10 protein-coding genes are annotated in these 15,413 nt (G+C 63.7%); 3 read left to right on the top strand and 7 right to left on the bottom strand.

What is annotated here, in order from left to right:
• Position 1 precedes the first annotated feature (1 nt).
• Positions 2–997: an alpha/beta hydrolase gene (locus tag A9W95_RS23410; RefSeq protein WP_067418438.1), complete on the bottom strand. Its 996-nt coding sequence runs from the start codon at positions 995–997 to the stop codon at positions 2–4.
• Positions 998–1,969: 972 nt separating this feature from the next.
• Here A9W95_RS23410 and A9W95_RS27010 point away from each other — a divergent pair.
• The gene (locus A9W95_RS27010; protein ID WP_156746366.1) at positions 1,970–3,079 is read left to right on the top strand and encodes a hypothetical protein; all 1,110 of its coding nucleotides are present in this window, start codon (positions 1,970–1,972) and stop codon (positions 3,077–3,079) included.
• A 262-nt stretch (positions 3,080–3,341) separates the two neighbouring features.
• Here A9W95_RS27010 and A9W95_RS23400 read toward each other — a convergent pair whose 3' ends face one another.
• From A9W95_RS23400 to A9W95_RS23380, 5 genes are all read right to left on the bottom strand, one after another.
• The gene (locus A9W95_RS23400) at positions 3,342–5,000 is read right to left on the bottom strand and encodes an NAD-dependent malic enzyme (RefSeq protein ID WP_082983281.1); all 1,659 of its coding nucleotides are present in this window, start codon (positions 4,998–5,000) and stop codon (positions 3,342–3,344) included.
• A gap of 71 nt (positions 5,001–5,071) precedes the next feature.
• Positions 5,072–7,885 carry an RND family transporter gene (locus tag A9W95_RS23395; protein ID WP_067418435.1) on the bottom strand — a complete coding sequence of 938 codons (2,814 nt, stop codon included), beginning with the start codon at positions 7,883–7,885 and terminating at the stop codon, positions 5,072–5,074.
• Positions 7,882–8,280 carry an MmpS family transport accessory protein gene (locus tag A9W95_RS23390; protein WP_067418433.1) on the bottom strand — a complete coding sequence of 133 codons (399 nt, stop codon included), beginning with the start codon at positions 8,278–8,280 and terminating at the stop codon, positions 7,882–7,884. The genes A9W95_RS23395 and A9W95_RS23390 overlap by 4 nt, the downstream gene beginning before the upstream one ends.
• Positions 8,281–8,321: 41 nt before the next feature.
• Complete coding sequence (locus A9W95_RS23385; RefSeq protein WP_067418432.1) at positions 8,322–8,765, bottom strand: hypothetical protein; 444 nt, start codon at positions 8,763–8,765, stop codon at positions 8,322–8,324.
• Positions 8,766–8,949: 184 nt separating this feature from the next.
• The gene (locus A9W95_RS23380) at positions 8,950–10,602 is read right to left on the bottom strand and encodes a (2,3-dihydroxybenzoyl)adenylate synthase (protein WP_067418430.1); all 1,653 of its coding nucleotides are present in this window, start codon (positions 10,600–10,602) and stop codon (positions 8,950–8,952) included.
• Between the two features lie 194 nt (positions 10,603–10,796).
• Here A9W95_RS23380 and mbtG point away from each other — a divergent pair, with 194 nt between their 5' ends.
• Entirely contained in the window at positions 10,797–12,095 is a 1,299-nt protein-coding gene (mbtG, locus tag A9W95_RS23375; protein ID WP_067418428.1) for an NADPH-dependent L-lysine N(6)-monooxygenase MbtG, read from the top strand.
• Positions 12,076–12,291 (top strand): MbtH family protein, encoded by a 216-nt coding sequence (locus A9W95_RS23370; RefSeq protein ID WP_067418426.1) that lies wholly within the window; start codon positions 12,076–12,078, stop codon positions 12,289–12,291. The genes mbtG and A9W95_RS23370 overlap by 20 nt, the downstream gene beginning before the upstream one ends.
• A 14-nt stretch (positions 12,292–12,305) precedes the next feature.
• Here A9W95_RS23370 and nbtC read toward each other — a convergent pair whose 3' ends face one another.
• The gene (nbtC, locus tag A9W95_RS23365; protein ID WP_156746365.1) at positions 12,306–15,413 is read right to left on the bottom strand and encodes a nocobactin polyketide synthase NbtC; all 3,108 of its coding nucleotides are present in this window, start codon (positions 15,411–15,413) and stop codon (positions 12,306–12,308) included.

The following is a 15,413-nucleotide window of genomic DNA, read 5'->3' as shown; positions in this document are numbered from 1 at the left end:
GTCAGCCGGCCAGTTCCGTCGCGGCCTTGTCCGCCAACGCCTTCGCGATGAACCGTGCGACGTGGCCCATCGCTTTGGGCGCTTCGGGTGACAGTCGCGGCAGCGCCTGGAATACGTGCACCTGGTCGGGCCAGACCTGCAACTCACAGTCCCCACCGGCGGCGTGGATGTCGGCGGCGAGTTCGCGTGCATCGTCTTCGAGCATCTCGGCACCGCCGGCTTGGACGAGCGTGGGCGGAAGTGGTGGTCCCCCGGCGACGTCGAGCTGAAGTCGACGGTGCGCCGGGTCGACTCCCACGGAATACAGCGCGACGAGTTTGGCCGCCGCCGCGGCGCGGATGGTGGGATCAGGGCGGCGCACCTCGCGGGCGGCGCACAACGCGAACGTCAGGTCGATCAACGGCGAGAACAACACCAGGGCGGCCGGCGGGTGTGCGGCAACCTCATCCTGTAACAGCAGGTCGACCGATAGATGACCACCGGCCGAGTCACCCGCCACCACAACGTCTTCGGGCCCCAGTCCGCATGCTTGCGGCAGCCAGTCCCAGCCCGCGCGCACATCGTCGGCGGCGGCGGGGAAGCGGTGTCGCGGGGCCAGTCGGTAGTCGACGCAGAACACCGGCAGGCCGGTCAGCGAGGACAGCCAGGAAGTGAGTCGGCGATGAGTTTTCGGCGAACACAGGGCGTAGCCACTGCCGTGGACGTAATAGATCACGCCGCCCGCGGAGTGGGGCGCTCGCGGGGTGCCCTGCCCGTACACCCATTCACCGACGACACGGCGTCCGTCGGGCAACACCGAGTCGACGTGTTCGACGTGCGTTCCCGCCAAAGAAGGCCCGAATGCGCGCATGACGCCGGCGAGAAGTTGACGCGACGCCCAGATGCCCCACGCCCGTTCGACCGGGATCATTCCGGTGACGGGCCGCAACAGCAGTGAGCTCACCGCGACCGCGCCGCGTGATCGCAGGGACCCGCGCACCGGAACGCCGTCGTTCATGCAACGCAGTCAATACCAAATGGTGACATTCGTCAATGGCAGCGTTCGATCGGCGCGTCACCGGTAATCAGAACTGCAGCTTGCAGGTTTGGCGTCTTGTGCTCAGGTACGGTGTCAGAGTTTGTCCATGAGAAGACTGTGGACACTCGCATTCAGCTGACCGCTGGCTAGGGCTCGATGAGTATTCCCTCCATCGCCATACGAACAAACAGTCTGGCAGAGAGCACTTTCCGCCCTCCAATTATCTGGTGCTGCCCGCCGCACGCGGCTGATGCCGACCTCTCGCACACGGCATGGGTGCTTCCGTCACCCGACCATCACCATTGATCGCCGGCACCTCGTGGCCAGGGAGGCGGTTCTGTTCGGTCGCGCGGCTAACACCCGCTACGACTAGTCGCACCCGGGGGGCACGGGCACCCCGTCGCGGTGCTTGGCCCATCTGGTCGGCGAACCGGCTTAGTGGTGGCGATCGACATCGACGCTGACCTTGTTTTGGGAACGCCGCGAGTGCCTGGTCGCGTGCCGGGCTTCTGAAATACCGTTGCCGCGCGATGGCAGGGACGATCGGCCCAAGCATGCCGTCTACGACCACATAACATTTGCCGTCAGGACGTGGGGTATTGCACTAGCGTGGGATGATCCAACCGGCCCCGTATGGTCGGTTGGTGGTTCCGCTGGACCTAAGGGAAAGGTGGTTCGGCCTCGCCGCCTTATTCCCCTCAAGGTAGGAGCTGCGAGCGGCTGCCCTGCAAATTACCGAGTTGCGAACTGACACGCTAAGAAAGGCCGGATTCAACAGTGTTCTCGAACAGGCTGCTGCGAACTGTTGCTATGGGCGTCACTGCAGGAGTGACCCTGACATGCGGAGCCACGGCTTGCACCGCAGCAGAGCGCACGACGCCCGCCTCCTCCGCGACATCCGCTTCTACAGGCGGTCATGCTCCGACTTCGGTACCTCCGACAACGACTGCCATGCCGAAAACGCTCCGCGTTCCGAAGGGCGCCAAACTTGGACCCGGGACGATTTACACCGGTTGCGAGAATAGGTACACGACGGGCGACGATTTGAAATTCAACAAAACCGGCGAGATCCTCAATGCCAACACTGGGCAATTTGTCGCTATACCTTCGCCGTCTGTACCCGCTGGGCAGAAGTTGGTCGGATATGGGTGTACGGTCGGCGGCGACGAAACTCATATTCGTGTGTTCTATGTAATGACGTTGTCGGTACCTTCGGAGGGCTTGACCCCAGAACGGCGATCCACTTCGATCGCTGCATTTGACCCCTTTGCGTCGGCGCCACCGCAACTAGCGCCATGGCCGGAGGGAGTGACGGTCCAAGAGGTTTCTCCGTCAAACTACGGATTCTTCGCAAGAACATCCGCTGGCTTACTTGGCTTTAACGGAACAACGCTACAGTCGACATCTACCTGCACCGACAACAACCGTGCTGGCAACTGCTGGCACAATTTCGCAGGATTTGGCAGATTCCGAGAAGACGGCCAAGCTGGCGAAGAATTTTACAGTGCCGCCGACGGTGGCAAAGTCGGAGAAAATGTCGGCTCAACGATGAGCGGCGGTGTCCCAATGTCTCCTGACGGAATGGTAGTCGTTGTGGGAACGGGTTATCCCTACAGGTATGGCTATTTTGACTTCCACGACAACAAGATGAAAGAGGTTGCTAGCGAGTTCAACATGGTTTTGTGGGATGATCTGCTTATGCAGTGGGGAACCGATTACATCAAAATTTTAAACTTGACCACTAATAGCGTCGTGTTTCACCGCGATGGCGACGACGTCAAAAATCTGCATCTGAAGAATGTGCACTTTGCCGGGACGTATCTATATATCGACAACGACTCGGATAAACCGGTCATTGATATCACCAACTCACAAAAAGTTTCATCAGGTTGGAAGCTGATGCCAATCCAGAGAGTGGCCCGCGACTGGATTCTCGTAGACAGTCACAATCCTAATCGGAATCAATCGTGCTTCAGTAAGAACACAATTAATTGCCCCGCTGGCGACAACTCTGAGTTAGTTTACGCCCCTAATGGTAAATACGCCGGACCCTGGTTTTGAGAGAGATGCCGTATAGGTTGATGGTTTGATTGTTCGTGGAATCGGCGAGCCCTGTTCATGTAAATATGTGATCGGCCTTGTTCGACAGCGAGACCGGTCAATCGCCTCCAGGTTGCCCTGCGTTGGGTGGTGATCGCCCTGAGTCCTGCCAGCCCATCAGCCCTCAGCGCATTAGCTGTCGAGCGAGCCACTCGTTCCTAGTCGAGAAGTGGCAGACCGCCGCAGCTCACAGCCTGAGAAACAGCACAGGAATGGAGAACCTTTAGGACTCCGGATACTCCGGTACCCAACGCACGTCCCTAATACGTTGCGCCAGTTCATCGCTACTGCGCTGCGGCGCAACGCCCTCGGCGACGGCTTGCAGCGCCACCGCGTGGGCGATTCGCACAGCGACGTCGGGAACCTCCGACCAGTCCGGCAGCAGCGACTTCTCAGGGTCGTCGAGCGCCGGCGACGCATCGCCCAAGGTGGCGGCGGCGACCCGCATCATCTCGCCGGTGACTCGGGTTGCCTCGGCGGCGGTGACGGCAAGTCCCATCGCGGGGAAGATGTAGACGTTGTTGCATTGGGCGATGGGTCGTTCCACCCCATTGCGCCGCACCGGAGCAAACGGTGAGCCCGTGGCGATCAACGCCCGCCCATCGGTCCAGGCGTCGAGTTCGGCCGGGTGCGCCTCGGCGCGACTGGTCGGATTGGACAGCGGAAAGATGATCGGCCGCTCGGTCTTGCCGGCCATCTCCCGCACGATGTCCTCGGTGAACGCCCCCGACGCGGTGGACAGGCCGAGCAGCACGCCCGCGTCCACGTGATGCACCACATCGGCCAACTGGGCCGGCGCCGACAGTCCCCAGTCGGCGACCCGGGCAGCGGGCTGAGCGAATTCGCGTTGCGCCGGTGACAGGTCCGTGCGGTCGTCGGTCAGCAGCCCAACCACGTCGACCACCCAGATGCGTTCCCGCGCAGCATCATCAGACAAGCCTTCGGTCACCATCTCGCGGCGGATCATGTCCAGCACGCCGATGCCGGCCGATCCGGCGCCCAGCATCACCACCTGCTGTTGCGACAACGGTCGGCCGGCCACCTTCGCCGCTCCGTGCAGCGCACCAACGGTGACCGCGGCGGTGCCTTGGATGTCGTCGTTGAAGGTCAGCAGCTTGTCGCGATAACGAGCGAGGATGGGCAATGCATGCGTGGTGGCGAAGTCCTCCCACTGCAGCAACACGCCGGGAAGTTGCTCGTGCACCGCGGCGACGAAATCATCGATGAAAGCGCGGTATTCGTCGTCGTCGATGCGCCGGTGGCGCCAGCCCAGATACAACGGGTCGTCGAGCAGTTCGACGTTGTCGGTCCCCACATCGAGCACGATCGGAAGGGTGCGCGCTGGATGGATGCCGCCGATGAGGGTGTACAGCGAAAGCTTGCCGATCGGAATGCCCATGCCGCCGATGCCCTGATCACCCAGGCCGAGAATGCGCTGCCCGTCGGTCACCACGATCACGTCGACCTCATGCTGGGGCCGGTTGGACAGCACCTCGCTGAGGCGATCGCGGTCGGGATAGGACACGAACAGCCCCCGGGGCCGCCGATAGATCTCGCTGAAACGCTGGCACGCCTCGCCGACGGTCGGGGTGTAGACGATCGGCAGCGTCTCGGTGATGTGGTCGCGCAGCACCCGGTAGAACAGCGTCTCGTTGCGGTCCTGTAGCGCGCGCAGATAGATGTGGCGGTCCAAATCGTCGCGGCGGGTGGAGAACTCGTGCCAGCAGTGGTCGACCTGCTCGGCGAGTGTCTTCACCCGGGTCGGCAGCAGGCCGAGCAGGCCGAACTCGCGGCGCTCGGCCTCGGTGAAGGCGGTGCCTTTGGTCGTCAACGCGTCGTAAAGCTTGGCCGTTCCTCGTTCTTCAACAGACATCGTCGACATCTCCTTCGTTGGCTGACGCCTTGACGTGGTCGACCGTCACCGGCGGCGACGAGCTTATCCGCCGGACACCGTTATCGCTGGGGGAGCGGACGGGAGCGTACCAAGGTCGGCCACCAGAACCAGGGCCCCAGCAGGCTGAGTATGGACGGCACCACGAACGACCGCACGATCAGCGTGTCGAGGAGCAGCCCGATGCACACCGTGGAGCCCACCTGACCGATGGTGCGCAGATCGCTGGTCAGCATCGCGAGCATGGTGAAGGCGAACACCAAACCGGCGGACGTCACTACGCCACCCGTGCTGCCCAGCGCGCGGATCAGACCGGTGTGCAGTCCGGCGTGGATCTCGTCTTTCACTCGGGCGATCAGCAGCAGGTTGTAGTCCGACCCCACCGCCACCAGGATGATGAAGGTCAGAGGCAAAACCAGCCAGTGCAAGTGCAGGCCCAACAAGTGCTGCCAGATCAGTATGGATAGCCCGAATGCCCCGGCGTAGGAGAAGGCCACCGTGCCAGGAATGACCAAGGCCGCGACGAGACTTCGCGTGATGAACATCATGATCAGGAAGATCAACACAAAGGCGGCGATTGCTGCGATGAGCAGATCTGACGCAGCGTATTGCTTGATGTCCTTGTTGTTCGAGCCGGAGCCGCCGATATAGACTCGCGCGCCGGCCAGCGACGTCTCCTTCAGCGCGGTGGTGATTGCGGCGGGGAACTTCTCAACATGTTCTACCCCCTCGGGACCCATGGCATCGCCCTCGTGGGTGACAATGAATCTGGCCGCCTTGCCGTCCGGCGACATCATCAGCGTCATACCGGTTTTCACGTCTTCGTTGTCGAAACCCTCTCTGGGGATGTAGAAAAAGTCATCGCTGCGGGATCGGTCGAAGTCAAGCCCCACATTGATCTGGTCGTCGAACGTCTGCTGGGTCTGGGTCGATTGCAGATCTGCCGAACCATACGTATTGATCAGCATCGCCCTCAAGGCTTCGGTGTCGTCGGCCGTGGCTTTCAGTTGCGTGATGATTTGCGGCACGATCCTGTCCATGGCCTCGAGCGACGCTTTGGCGTCGTTGATATCAGCGGCCAACTTGTCGACGTTGTCGAGTGCGTCGAATACGGATCTGAACGTCCAGCAGATGGGGATGTCGAAACAGTGCTTCTCCCAGTAGAAGTAGCTCTTGATCGGCCGGAAGAAATCATCCACGTTGGAGATCTCGGAGTTCATCTCGTCGGTGACCTGTTGCAGATCCTCAACAGTGAGGACAGTTCTGTGCAGCTCGTCCGACAAGTTCTGGAAGAAGCCGATCTCCTTACGAAGCACCGCGACGGAGTGCGCTTGGATCTCTGCCTGCTGATCGGTGTTGAAGTTCTGCTCCCTGTTGAACGGAAGCTGTTGTCCGTTTCCACTGCCCTGCGTGGTGAACAGGTAGGGAAGGGTGGCGTGTTCTAACGGCCGGCCCAGGGGTCTGGTCATGTTCTGTACCATCGCCACGCCTTGCAGCCGAATAAGCGCCTTGGCCACTCGATCCAGCGAGATGAAATCCGCGGAATTACGCATGTCGTGGTCGGTTTCGACCATCAGCATCTCGGAGAACAATTTGCTTTTCGGGAAGTGCCGGTCTGCGGCGGCGAAGCCCTGATTGGCGGGGGCATTGGCCGGCTGGTACTGACGATCGTCATAGTTCTGCTGATAGGTCGGAACGAATATCGCCCCGATCATGACGACCGCCGCACTGGCCGCCAGTATCGGTACCGGCCAGCGGGCCACGCTTGCTCCGATTCGCCGATACAGCTGCGCCTTCGCCTTCTGCCTGGGGTCGAACATCCCGAAGAGGCTGCCCACCGTCAAAAGGGCGGGCCCCAGGGTCATCGCTGCCGCAATGGTGAACAGCATCGTGATCGCCACGGCCGGTCCCATGGTGTGGAAGTAGTTGAGGCGGGCGAACGTCAAGCAGTAACACGCGCCCGCGATCGTCAGGCCCGAACCGATGATGATGGGCGAAACGCTTCGGTATGCGATGTAGAACGAATCTTCGCGCGTTTCACCGGCCTGCCGCGCCTCGTGATAGCGACCCATCAAGAAAATGCCGTAGTCCGTCCCGGCTCCGAGGGTCAGGGCGATGACGATGTTCACCGCGAACGATGACAGCTCGATATACCCGAGATGCCCGAGGGTCGACACCACTCCCTTGGCGACCAACATCTCGATGAGCACTCCGGCCAACGGCACCAGCAGGGTACTGATAGAGCGATACACCAGCAGCAGCATCGCGATGATCAAGAAAATCGTCACGATCGTGACGTTGTTCAAACTCGCATTGGCGATGCTCAGTGTGTCTGACGCGAGCGGAGCGGCGCCGCTCACGTAGACCTTCAGGCCGGGGGGTGGGGTGTCCTTCGCGACGATTTCCCGGACGGCGTCAACAGACTGGTTGGCTTGTATCTGACCGATGTCGCCGGCGAGACGCAACAGCACATACGTCGCCTTACCGTCGACGCTCTGGGCCCCCGCCGCGGTGAACGGCTTTCCCCATAGGTCCATGACGTACTGCACGTGCTTGGTGTCGCGCTTCAGTCGGCGCATCAATTCGTCGTAATACTGGTGGTCCGCCTCGCCCAACGGTCGATTGGCTTCGAACACCACCATGGTCAAGCTGGTCGAGGTCGACTCGTGGAACTTCTCACCGATAGCCAGCATCGAGCGCTGGGAGGGGGCGTAGTGCGGGACCATCGGTCCGGCGAGTTCTTCTGCGACGTCCTCCACCTTCGGCTCGAAGGTGTTCGTCGTTACGGCGAGCAGGGCCCAGAAGACGATGATCGGTATCGCCAGGACTCGTACCGCATGGGCGAGGAAGGGCCGACCGGCCCGATGCGCGCTCATGCGGATTTCACTCGGCAGGTGACGTCCGCATCCTGGTGGCTCGCGGACTGTTCATCGCGGACTACGCCGTTCACCAGCATTCGACAGCCGATCTGGCTGCCGCGCACATGCACCGAGATGCTGCCCGAAACAACGGTGAGCGTAGTGGTTTCGGTGTGGGACCAGGGCAGGGCTGTGATATCAACCCGGTGCGGGTGCCCTTCGACGTCGACATAGTCGAGCATCCCGCCTTCGCCGGCGGAGCCGAACACCTCGTAGGTCATCTGCTTGGGATTGAACTGCTCGGGTGCCTGCGGGCCGTTGACGGTGATGACCGGCTCCGGCTCGGACAGCTGGTGCACTTTCCACATGCACACCAGACCCGCGCCTACTGCGACGACGGCTACCAGTGGCATCCAGGCTCGCTCCAAGACCGTCCTACCGGCTCGACGAGGGCTCACGTCGTCACCTCTGCTTTACCCGACGTTTGTAGACGTCTCTTCAACTTCGCGCTGCTGAGCAGCCGCAGGGCGAGATTGGTGGAGGTGAACATGGGGATGACGCCAAGGAATGTCCGCTCCGACGGCGTTGCCCCGTGCAAGTGTTCCAGGCTGCCGAACACGAAGAAGCACCCCAGCATGAACAGAGCACCGGGAATGCAGTAGGCCAGCGGTGAGCCTCGGTCGTCAATAATCTGCTTGGCCAGCGCGAATTCGTCCTGCGACAACGGTTGCCGTTTGCGCACTTTGGCGATGACCGACTTGGCACTGGCCAGCTCCTCACTGAGCGCAAGGGGCTCTCGCCTGCGCATCCGATTGACGAATACCGACGCGCACGCCGCGAACACCAGTGCCAGCGCCAGGGACACCACCGTCAGCAGACCGAAGAGACCTAGCTCCATCAGGTGACTCCTCCGATCCGACTTAGGGAACACTACCGTCTGCTATTTGTTTCCTGTAGAAGCTACAGCAATCGACGCGCCGCCACCAACGGGGAGCGGCGTTGGATTGTTCAGGGTGCGGGGGGAGGTCGTCGCGGGCAGGCGCGTAACTTGCGCGATTCGGGCGATTGGCCGCCCGTTGGCGTTACGGCTGCGATTCGGCCGCGGGTGGCGCGATCTGCCGGGCAATCGCCTTCTTGTCGATCTTGCCTACCGGCGTCGTGGGCAGCGACGGCATCGCGACCAGCACGTCGACGCGTGCGTGGGTCGCGACCCCGCGCTGATCGAGGTAGCCGTTCAGTTCCGCGAGCGACACCGGGGGGCCACCGAATACCACCGCGGCACAGACCTTTTCACCGAGCTCCGGGTCTGGCAAGGGCACCGCCGCCGCCGACCAGATGGCCGGGTGGCTGGCCAGCTGTTCTTCGAGGTCTTGGGCGGAGATCGTTTCACCGCAGCGGTTGATCACGTCTTTGACCCGGCCGGTCACCACCAGATTCCCGTCCGGCCGCCGCCGGACCAGATCACCACTGCGGTAGCGGCCGTCTGGGTCGAAGCAGCGTTCGTTGTCCCGCTCGGCGCGGAAGTAGCCGTTGAAGGTGTACGGCCCACGAGTCAGCAGTTCGCCTTCGTCTCCCGGTGCCACCGGTGCGCCGGCACTGTCGACGATGCGCAGTTCGTCAGCATCCGACAGGGGCCGCCCCTGAGTATTCTCCAGCACCTCGGGTGGGTCGTCGAGGCGGGTGAAGTTGAGCAGGCCCTCGGCCATGCCGAAGACCTGCTGCAACCCGGGCGTCAGCTCAGCTCGAACCAGCCGTGCATCCTCGGGCTCGAGCTTGGCGCCGCCAACTTGCAGCAGCCGCAATGTCTTTGGTGTCACCGGTTCCCAATCGCAGGCTTGGGCCCAAAGTTTGGCCAGCGCGGGCACCAGCGCGGCGACGGTGACCCGGTGCCGCTCGATCACGGCGAATGCGGCCTCAGGGCTGGGGTCGGTGCTGAAAACCGTTGTGGCACCGACGCTCATCGCGCCGAGGATGCCGGGACAGGCCAGCGGAAAATTGTGCGCCGCGGGAAGTACTACCAGGTACACGTCGTCACTGGACATCGCGCACAGCCGGGCGCTGGCGGTGGCGTTGTAGACGTAGTCATCGTGGGTGCGGGGGATGAGTTTGGGTGTCCCTGTGGTGCCGCCGGACACCAGCAACAACGCCGGGGCGGTGGTGTCGACGGGGACCTGCGGGACGTCGCCGTCGGGCAACTCCGCCCACGAACGGAAGGGCCCCGGATCGCCGTCGACGATGACGTGGCGCAGCCGCGGGTGGGCCGCGGTCAGCCGCTCGGCCAGCGGGCGGTAGTCGAACCCGCCCGCGCTCTGGGGCACCACCAGGGCCACTGCGTCGCTGACCTCCGCGAAGTGGCTGAGTTCGGCGAACCGATGCCCGGCCAGGCACATCACCGGTATGGCGCCGGCACGCAGCAAACCGAACAGGGCGACGGCGAACCGGCAGGAGTTCGGTAATTGCAGCAACACCCGGTCGCCGGAGGTGATCCCCAGCGCGGCGAAACTCCCGGCGGCGCGATCGGCCAGGTTATCCAGTTCAGCGAAGGTGTGGCTGCCGTGTGCGTCGATAACGGCGACCCGCTCCGGCCAGCCGACCGCGGCGTCGCGCAAAACAGAATCGACCGTCCGCCCCGTCCAGTACCCGGCTCGGACGTAGGCAGCGGCACGGTCCGGCGGAAACGGAACGAACCCCGACAGCGATGACGGCTGCGGTTGCTGAGGAGAAGTTACCGGCACTTGGTGGCTCCCTGGGGGCGAGCATGTCCTGGCCCGCCGACATAGGGTAGCGTACACGAAAGTTAGGACAGCCTGAGCTAAGACGGAGGTGGGGTTGTGGGCCGCGCAGCATTCGCCGGAACGTCGGCGAACTGGGAATGCCACCCCGTCTACCTCACCTGTGGCCGTCCGCCTGCCCCGCGGCTGGGGGCCTGATGAGCGGGACAGTAGCGATCGTCGGTGCCGGCGCCAAGGCGGTGGCCGTGGCGGCCAAGGCCGCCGTGCTGCGTGAGATGGGCGTCGAGGTGCCCGACATCATTGCCGTCGAGCGCTCGGGCGTCGCGGCGAACTGGCGTGCCGGGGGCGGCTGGACCGATGGTCGGCAACGGTTGGGGACCAGTCCGGAGAAAGACGTCGGTTTCCCTTACCGCTCGTCGTTGCTGCCGGGCCGCGACAGCGAAATCGACGAGCGGATGATGCGGTTCAGTTGGCAGTCGTATCTGGTTGCCACCGACCAATTCGTCGGCTGGGTGGATCGTGGCAGACCATCGCCCACGCACGACACCTGGGCTCGCTATCTGCGCTGGGTCGCTGATGTGGTGGAACTGAAAGTCGTTCGCGGCCAGGTTGTTCAAATATCGGTCGACGGGTCACGGTGGGTGCTGCGGACTCCCGAGTCCAGCCTGACCGCCGAGACGGTGATCGTCACCGGCCCCGGTCAGCCAGAGCGATCGATGCTCTCCGGTGATCCTCGAGTGTTGTCCATCGCCCAGTTCTGGCAGCGCGCCGGGCGTCATGACCGAATCGTTGCGGACAACGTCGCGGTGATCGGCGGTGGCGAGACGTCCGCGTCGATGCTCAACGAGCTGTTCCACCATCGGGTTTCGGCGATCACGGCCATCTCCCCGCAGGCAACGTTGTTTACCCGCGGCGAAGGTTTCTTTGAGAACTCGCTGTTCTCCGACCCTGCGGGATGGCGCAGCCTCACCCTCGCCGAACGGCGCAACTGCATCGCCCGCACCGACCGCGGCGTCTTCTCCGCGCGCGTTCAGGAATCGTTGCTCGCCGATGAACGAATCAGGCATCTGCGGGGACGGGTGGCGCGCGCAGTGGTTCGCGATGACCGGATTTGGATCACCGTGTCCACGGATCGGTTTGGCGAACCGGTCGAGACGCTGCACGCTTTCGACCTCGTCATCGACGGTTCTGGGGCGGACCCGCTGTGGTTTGTGCCGTTGTTGTCGGCAGAAGCGCTGGATCGGCTGGAGCTGGGCCTAGGCGGCCCGCTGACCGGTGAGCGGTTGGAGGAATCCATCGGTCCTGGTCTGGCGGTCGGTGGCGTGCAGCCCACGATGGTGTTGCCCAACTTGTCCGGTCTCAACGAGGGCCCGGGTTTCCCGAATCTGAGCTGCCTGGGCTTGCTGTCGGATCGCATCCTCGGCGCCGAATTGGGCCTCACGACTGCCGAAGCGAACCCGCCGACAGGGAGAAGCGGTGAATACCAATCCGTTTGACGATGAGACGGGGAGGTTCTTCGTCTTGATCAACGACGAGGAACAACACAGCTTATGGCCGGAGTTCGCCGCAGTGCCCGTCGGCTGGCGGGTGGTGTTCGGCCCGGACACCCGCGCCGATTGCCTTGCCTACATCGAACGTAACTGGTCGGACATGCGACCGAAGAGCCTGCGTGAGGCAATGGCGCACGATTGAGCCAAGGCTTGACGTTATGCGCCCAGCCTGGCCAGCACGTCGGCGATCGACGCTCCACTGAGCAGCTCGGCGACCTCGAGATCCTGATCGAACTCCAGCTTGACCCGACGGCGTAACTCCAACGCCTGCAACGAATCCAGACCGATCGCGACCATGGGGACGGTGGGATCCAGCTTGTCGACGCTGTCGATGCCTATGGCGCCGGCGAGCAGGCCCAACAGCCGCTGTGACACTGGAGTTTCGGGCGCGGGGTCGGCTGCTGGGCTGGGGCCGCCGACGGGCGCGACGGGTTGGACCACAGCATTACTCAGCTCGGACAACAACGTGGCGCGACCGCAAGTCTCCAGCACCGACCGAGCGCGTTCGGCATCGAACGACGCGACAATAACGTTGCTGCGGAACGGGGTGGTCAATCCCGCGGCGATCGCGTCGGCGGGGCGCATGGCGATCACGCCGGTACCGGCCAGTGCGGCCAGCGCAGCCCCGTCGCCGTCGTCATGGACATTCCAGTGGCCCCACTGGACTGACGTGCAGTCCAGTCCGTCGGCCCGCAGCTGGTAAGCCATGGCGTCGAGCATTCGGTTGGCTGCTGCGTAGACAATGACGCCGCGACCACCGACCGTCGCCGAGATGGACGAACACAGCACCACGCGGCAGTCGTCGGTGCGAGGGAACGCCTCGAGGACGTTTGCGATCCCGACAACCTTGGGTGCCAGCGCTTGGTCGACGAGGTCGTGGGTGATGTCTTCGAGTTCGATGCCGGAATAGTGCACAGCGGCGTGAATGATCAGGTCCGCGGGCGCGTCTTGGTAGTTCTGCGCCCAGCTTCTGACCGCCTCTTGATCGCTGACGTCGCAGCTGACTACGCCGATCTGCGTGCCCGTGGCGGTGCGGAGGGGCCGTAGTCGCTCGGTGAGGGCAGCGGTCTCACCTGATCGGGAGACGAGCGTGATGCGCTGCGATCCGCGTTGGGCGAAGTGCGCGCAGAATTCGAGCCCGAGATTGCCGGTCCCGCCGACGACGAGCACGTGGGCAGGCGGTGTCGCCGCACGAAGTTCGGCTCCGAACTCGGCGAGGGTGCTGTCTGCCTCGACGATGCGCTTGGCATATAGGGCGCCGTCGCGCAGCGCCAGTTCGGATTCACCGGCGGTGTGGACCGCGGCCACTAGTGCGGCGGCCACGCTTGACGGCGTGGAGCCGGCCGGTAGGTCGAGGTGGCGGAACCGCACCCCAAGATATTTGGCACCGACACTGCGGAATCCTGCCGCTGCGGCCGCGTGCACGACATCGGGTCTCATATCGTCGGCGCGTGCGGCTTCGCCGCCCGCCGTCACCAGCCAGCATTCGGTCACAGTCTCCGTCAGTCCCGGCCACCAGGTGTGGTCGGCGAAGAAGGCGGCTACTTCGGCCGCGGCGGCCGTGGTGCCGAGCTGCGGTGGCGGCGGCAGCAGGATGACATAGGTGTCGAAATCATCTGTGCTGGAGAGGCTTTCGATATCAATGACTCGAGCGGATGCGCCGACATCGGCGGCGGCGGTGCCCAAAGCCGTGGCAAGCTCGGTGCAGGCGCCGGTGTGATCGACGATTCCGATTCGACGCGGGGGCACCAGCGAGCGTCGCGACAGCCGCACCCACTGCTCGCACAGCAGCCGCACCGGTGCCGCGTCGGCGGCTGGGTCCTCGGACGGGTTCTTCGCTGCGGGCGCCGGTGTGACGGCTTCATCCGCCCGCTGGGGCGAGCCATACGGCATCCACAGCCGCGTCTGGTTCAACTGGATGTTGGGGAAGTCGAGCAACGGTAGGGGGAGGGGACCGTCGACTTCGGTGCCCAATGCCGCCCAGGAATAGTCCAACATCTGCACGGCCAGCGTGGCGAGATTGCGCGTGAGGTCGTCGAGATTGGTGGCCGCTCTGGTTGAGGTACCGATGACGACCTTGCTGAATTCTTCGTCGCTTGCACCTGCCGCGGCGAGGTTTTCGTGAATCGCCAACTGCAGAGTCGGGTGCTCGGCCAATTCGACGAACGCGTCTATCTCTTGTGCCAGTGCCGCCCCAATGGCTTTGTCGAATCGAACGGTGTTGCGCAGGTTCCAGAACCAGTATTGATCGACCGGCAGGTCCGGGGTGATCGGACCGCCCAGAGTGGCACCCAGGCAGGCGATTTGACCGTCGAGGAAGTCCTGATTGCGCACCTCGCGCCGGGTGCTTTCTCGCACACGCGCGCCGAGTTGGTTGATCAGGCTGGTGTGCGCTGGATATGCCACCCCGATGACTCGCGCGAACGTTCCGCGCTCGGTGAGGGTGTCCACGACGCCCTGCACGGCCGCCCGGTCACCCGAGATGCCGGTCATCGACGGCGAATTGACCACCGACAGTTCGGCCCAGCCGGAACAGCGCGCCAGTAAGTCTTCACAGGTGTCACGATCGGCGGCCACGACAGCCATGGCGTAGTCACCGGTGCCCAGTTCGTCGGCGGCGCGGGCGCGGATCGCGACGACAGCCGCCGCGTCGTCACGGGTGATCATCCCGGACACATAGGCCGCGGCGATCTCCCCTTGGCTGTGCCCGACGGCGGCGCTCGGTGTGATGCCCAGCGCGCGCCACATCGCGGCCAAGCCGGCCATTTGCGTGAACAACGCGGGTTGGACGGTGCGCGCGTTGTCATGCGGCGGGATGTGGTCATCGAGAAGGTAATCCAGCGGCGACTCGCCCAGTAGCGTGCGAAAGGCCTCGGCGCAGCGGTCCACTTCGGCGCGGAAGGCCGGAACCAATTCATAGAAAAGGCGTCCCATGCCGGGGCGTTGACTTCCCTGACCCGGAAAAACGTAGGCGAGCCGGCGGGCCGAGGCGGGCTGGTCGGTGCGGACGACGAGAGGGTGCTCGCGATCGTCGGCAATCGCTCGCAGGGCGCCGAGCAGTTCGTCGCGGTTGGTCACCATGGCCAGCGCCCGGTATCGGCGGGCGACGCGTGTGCGGAACAGCATGTCGCCGATTTCCTGCGGCGCCACGTCGGGATGGTCGCTGGCGTAGGACAACACGGCGGTGGCCTCGGCCGGCACCAGCTCGGCAACGTCGGAGGAGAGCAGCACCGGAACGGCGCCGTTGGGAAGCCGGTAGGTCAA

Origin of the sequence: Mycobacterium sp. 1423905.2, from assembly GCF_001673155.1 — a bacterium.
Classification (GTDB): Bacteria; Actinomycetota; Actinomycetes; order Mycobacteriales; family Mycobacteriaceae; genus Mycobacterium.
The sequence above is the reverse complement of the archived record's forward strand: the minus strand, read 5'-3'. Positions and strand labels throughout refer to the sequence as shown.

Coding starts and splice junctions, on each gene's coding strand:
- A9W95_RS23395 (WP_067418435.1), bottom strand. CDS start 7,885: ATGAGCGCGCATCGGGCCGGTCGGCCCTTCCTCGCCCATGCGGTACGA.
- A9W95_RS27010 (WP_156746366.1), top strand. CDS start 1,970: ATGCCGAAAACGCTCCGCGTTCCGAAGGGCGCCAAACTTGGACCCGGG.
- A9W95_RS23410 (WP_067418438.1), bottom strand. CDS start 997: ATGAACGACGGCGTTCCGGTGCGCGGGTCCCTGCGATCACGCGGCGCG.
- A9W95_RS23385 (WP_067418432.1), bottom strand. CDS start 8,765: ATGGAGCTAGGTCTCTTCGGTCTGCTGACGGTGGTGTCCCTGGCGCTG.
- A9W95_RS23390 (WP_067418433.1), bottom strand. CDS start 8,280: ATGCCACTGGTAGCCGTCGTCGCAGTAGGCGCGGGTCTGGTGTGCATG.
- mbtG (WP_067418428.1), top strand. CDS start 10,797: ATGAGCGGGACAGTAGCGATCGTCGGTGCCGGCGCCAAGGCGGTGGCC.
- A9W95_RS23400 (WP_082983281.1), bottom strand. CDS start 5,000: ATGTCGACGATGTCTGTTGAAGAACGAGGAACGGCCAAGCTTTACGAC.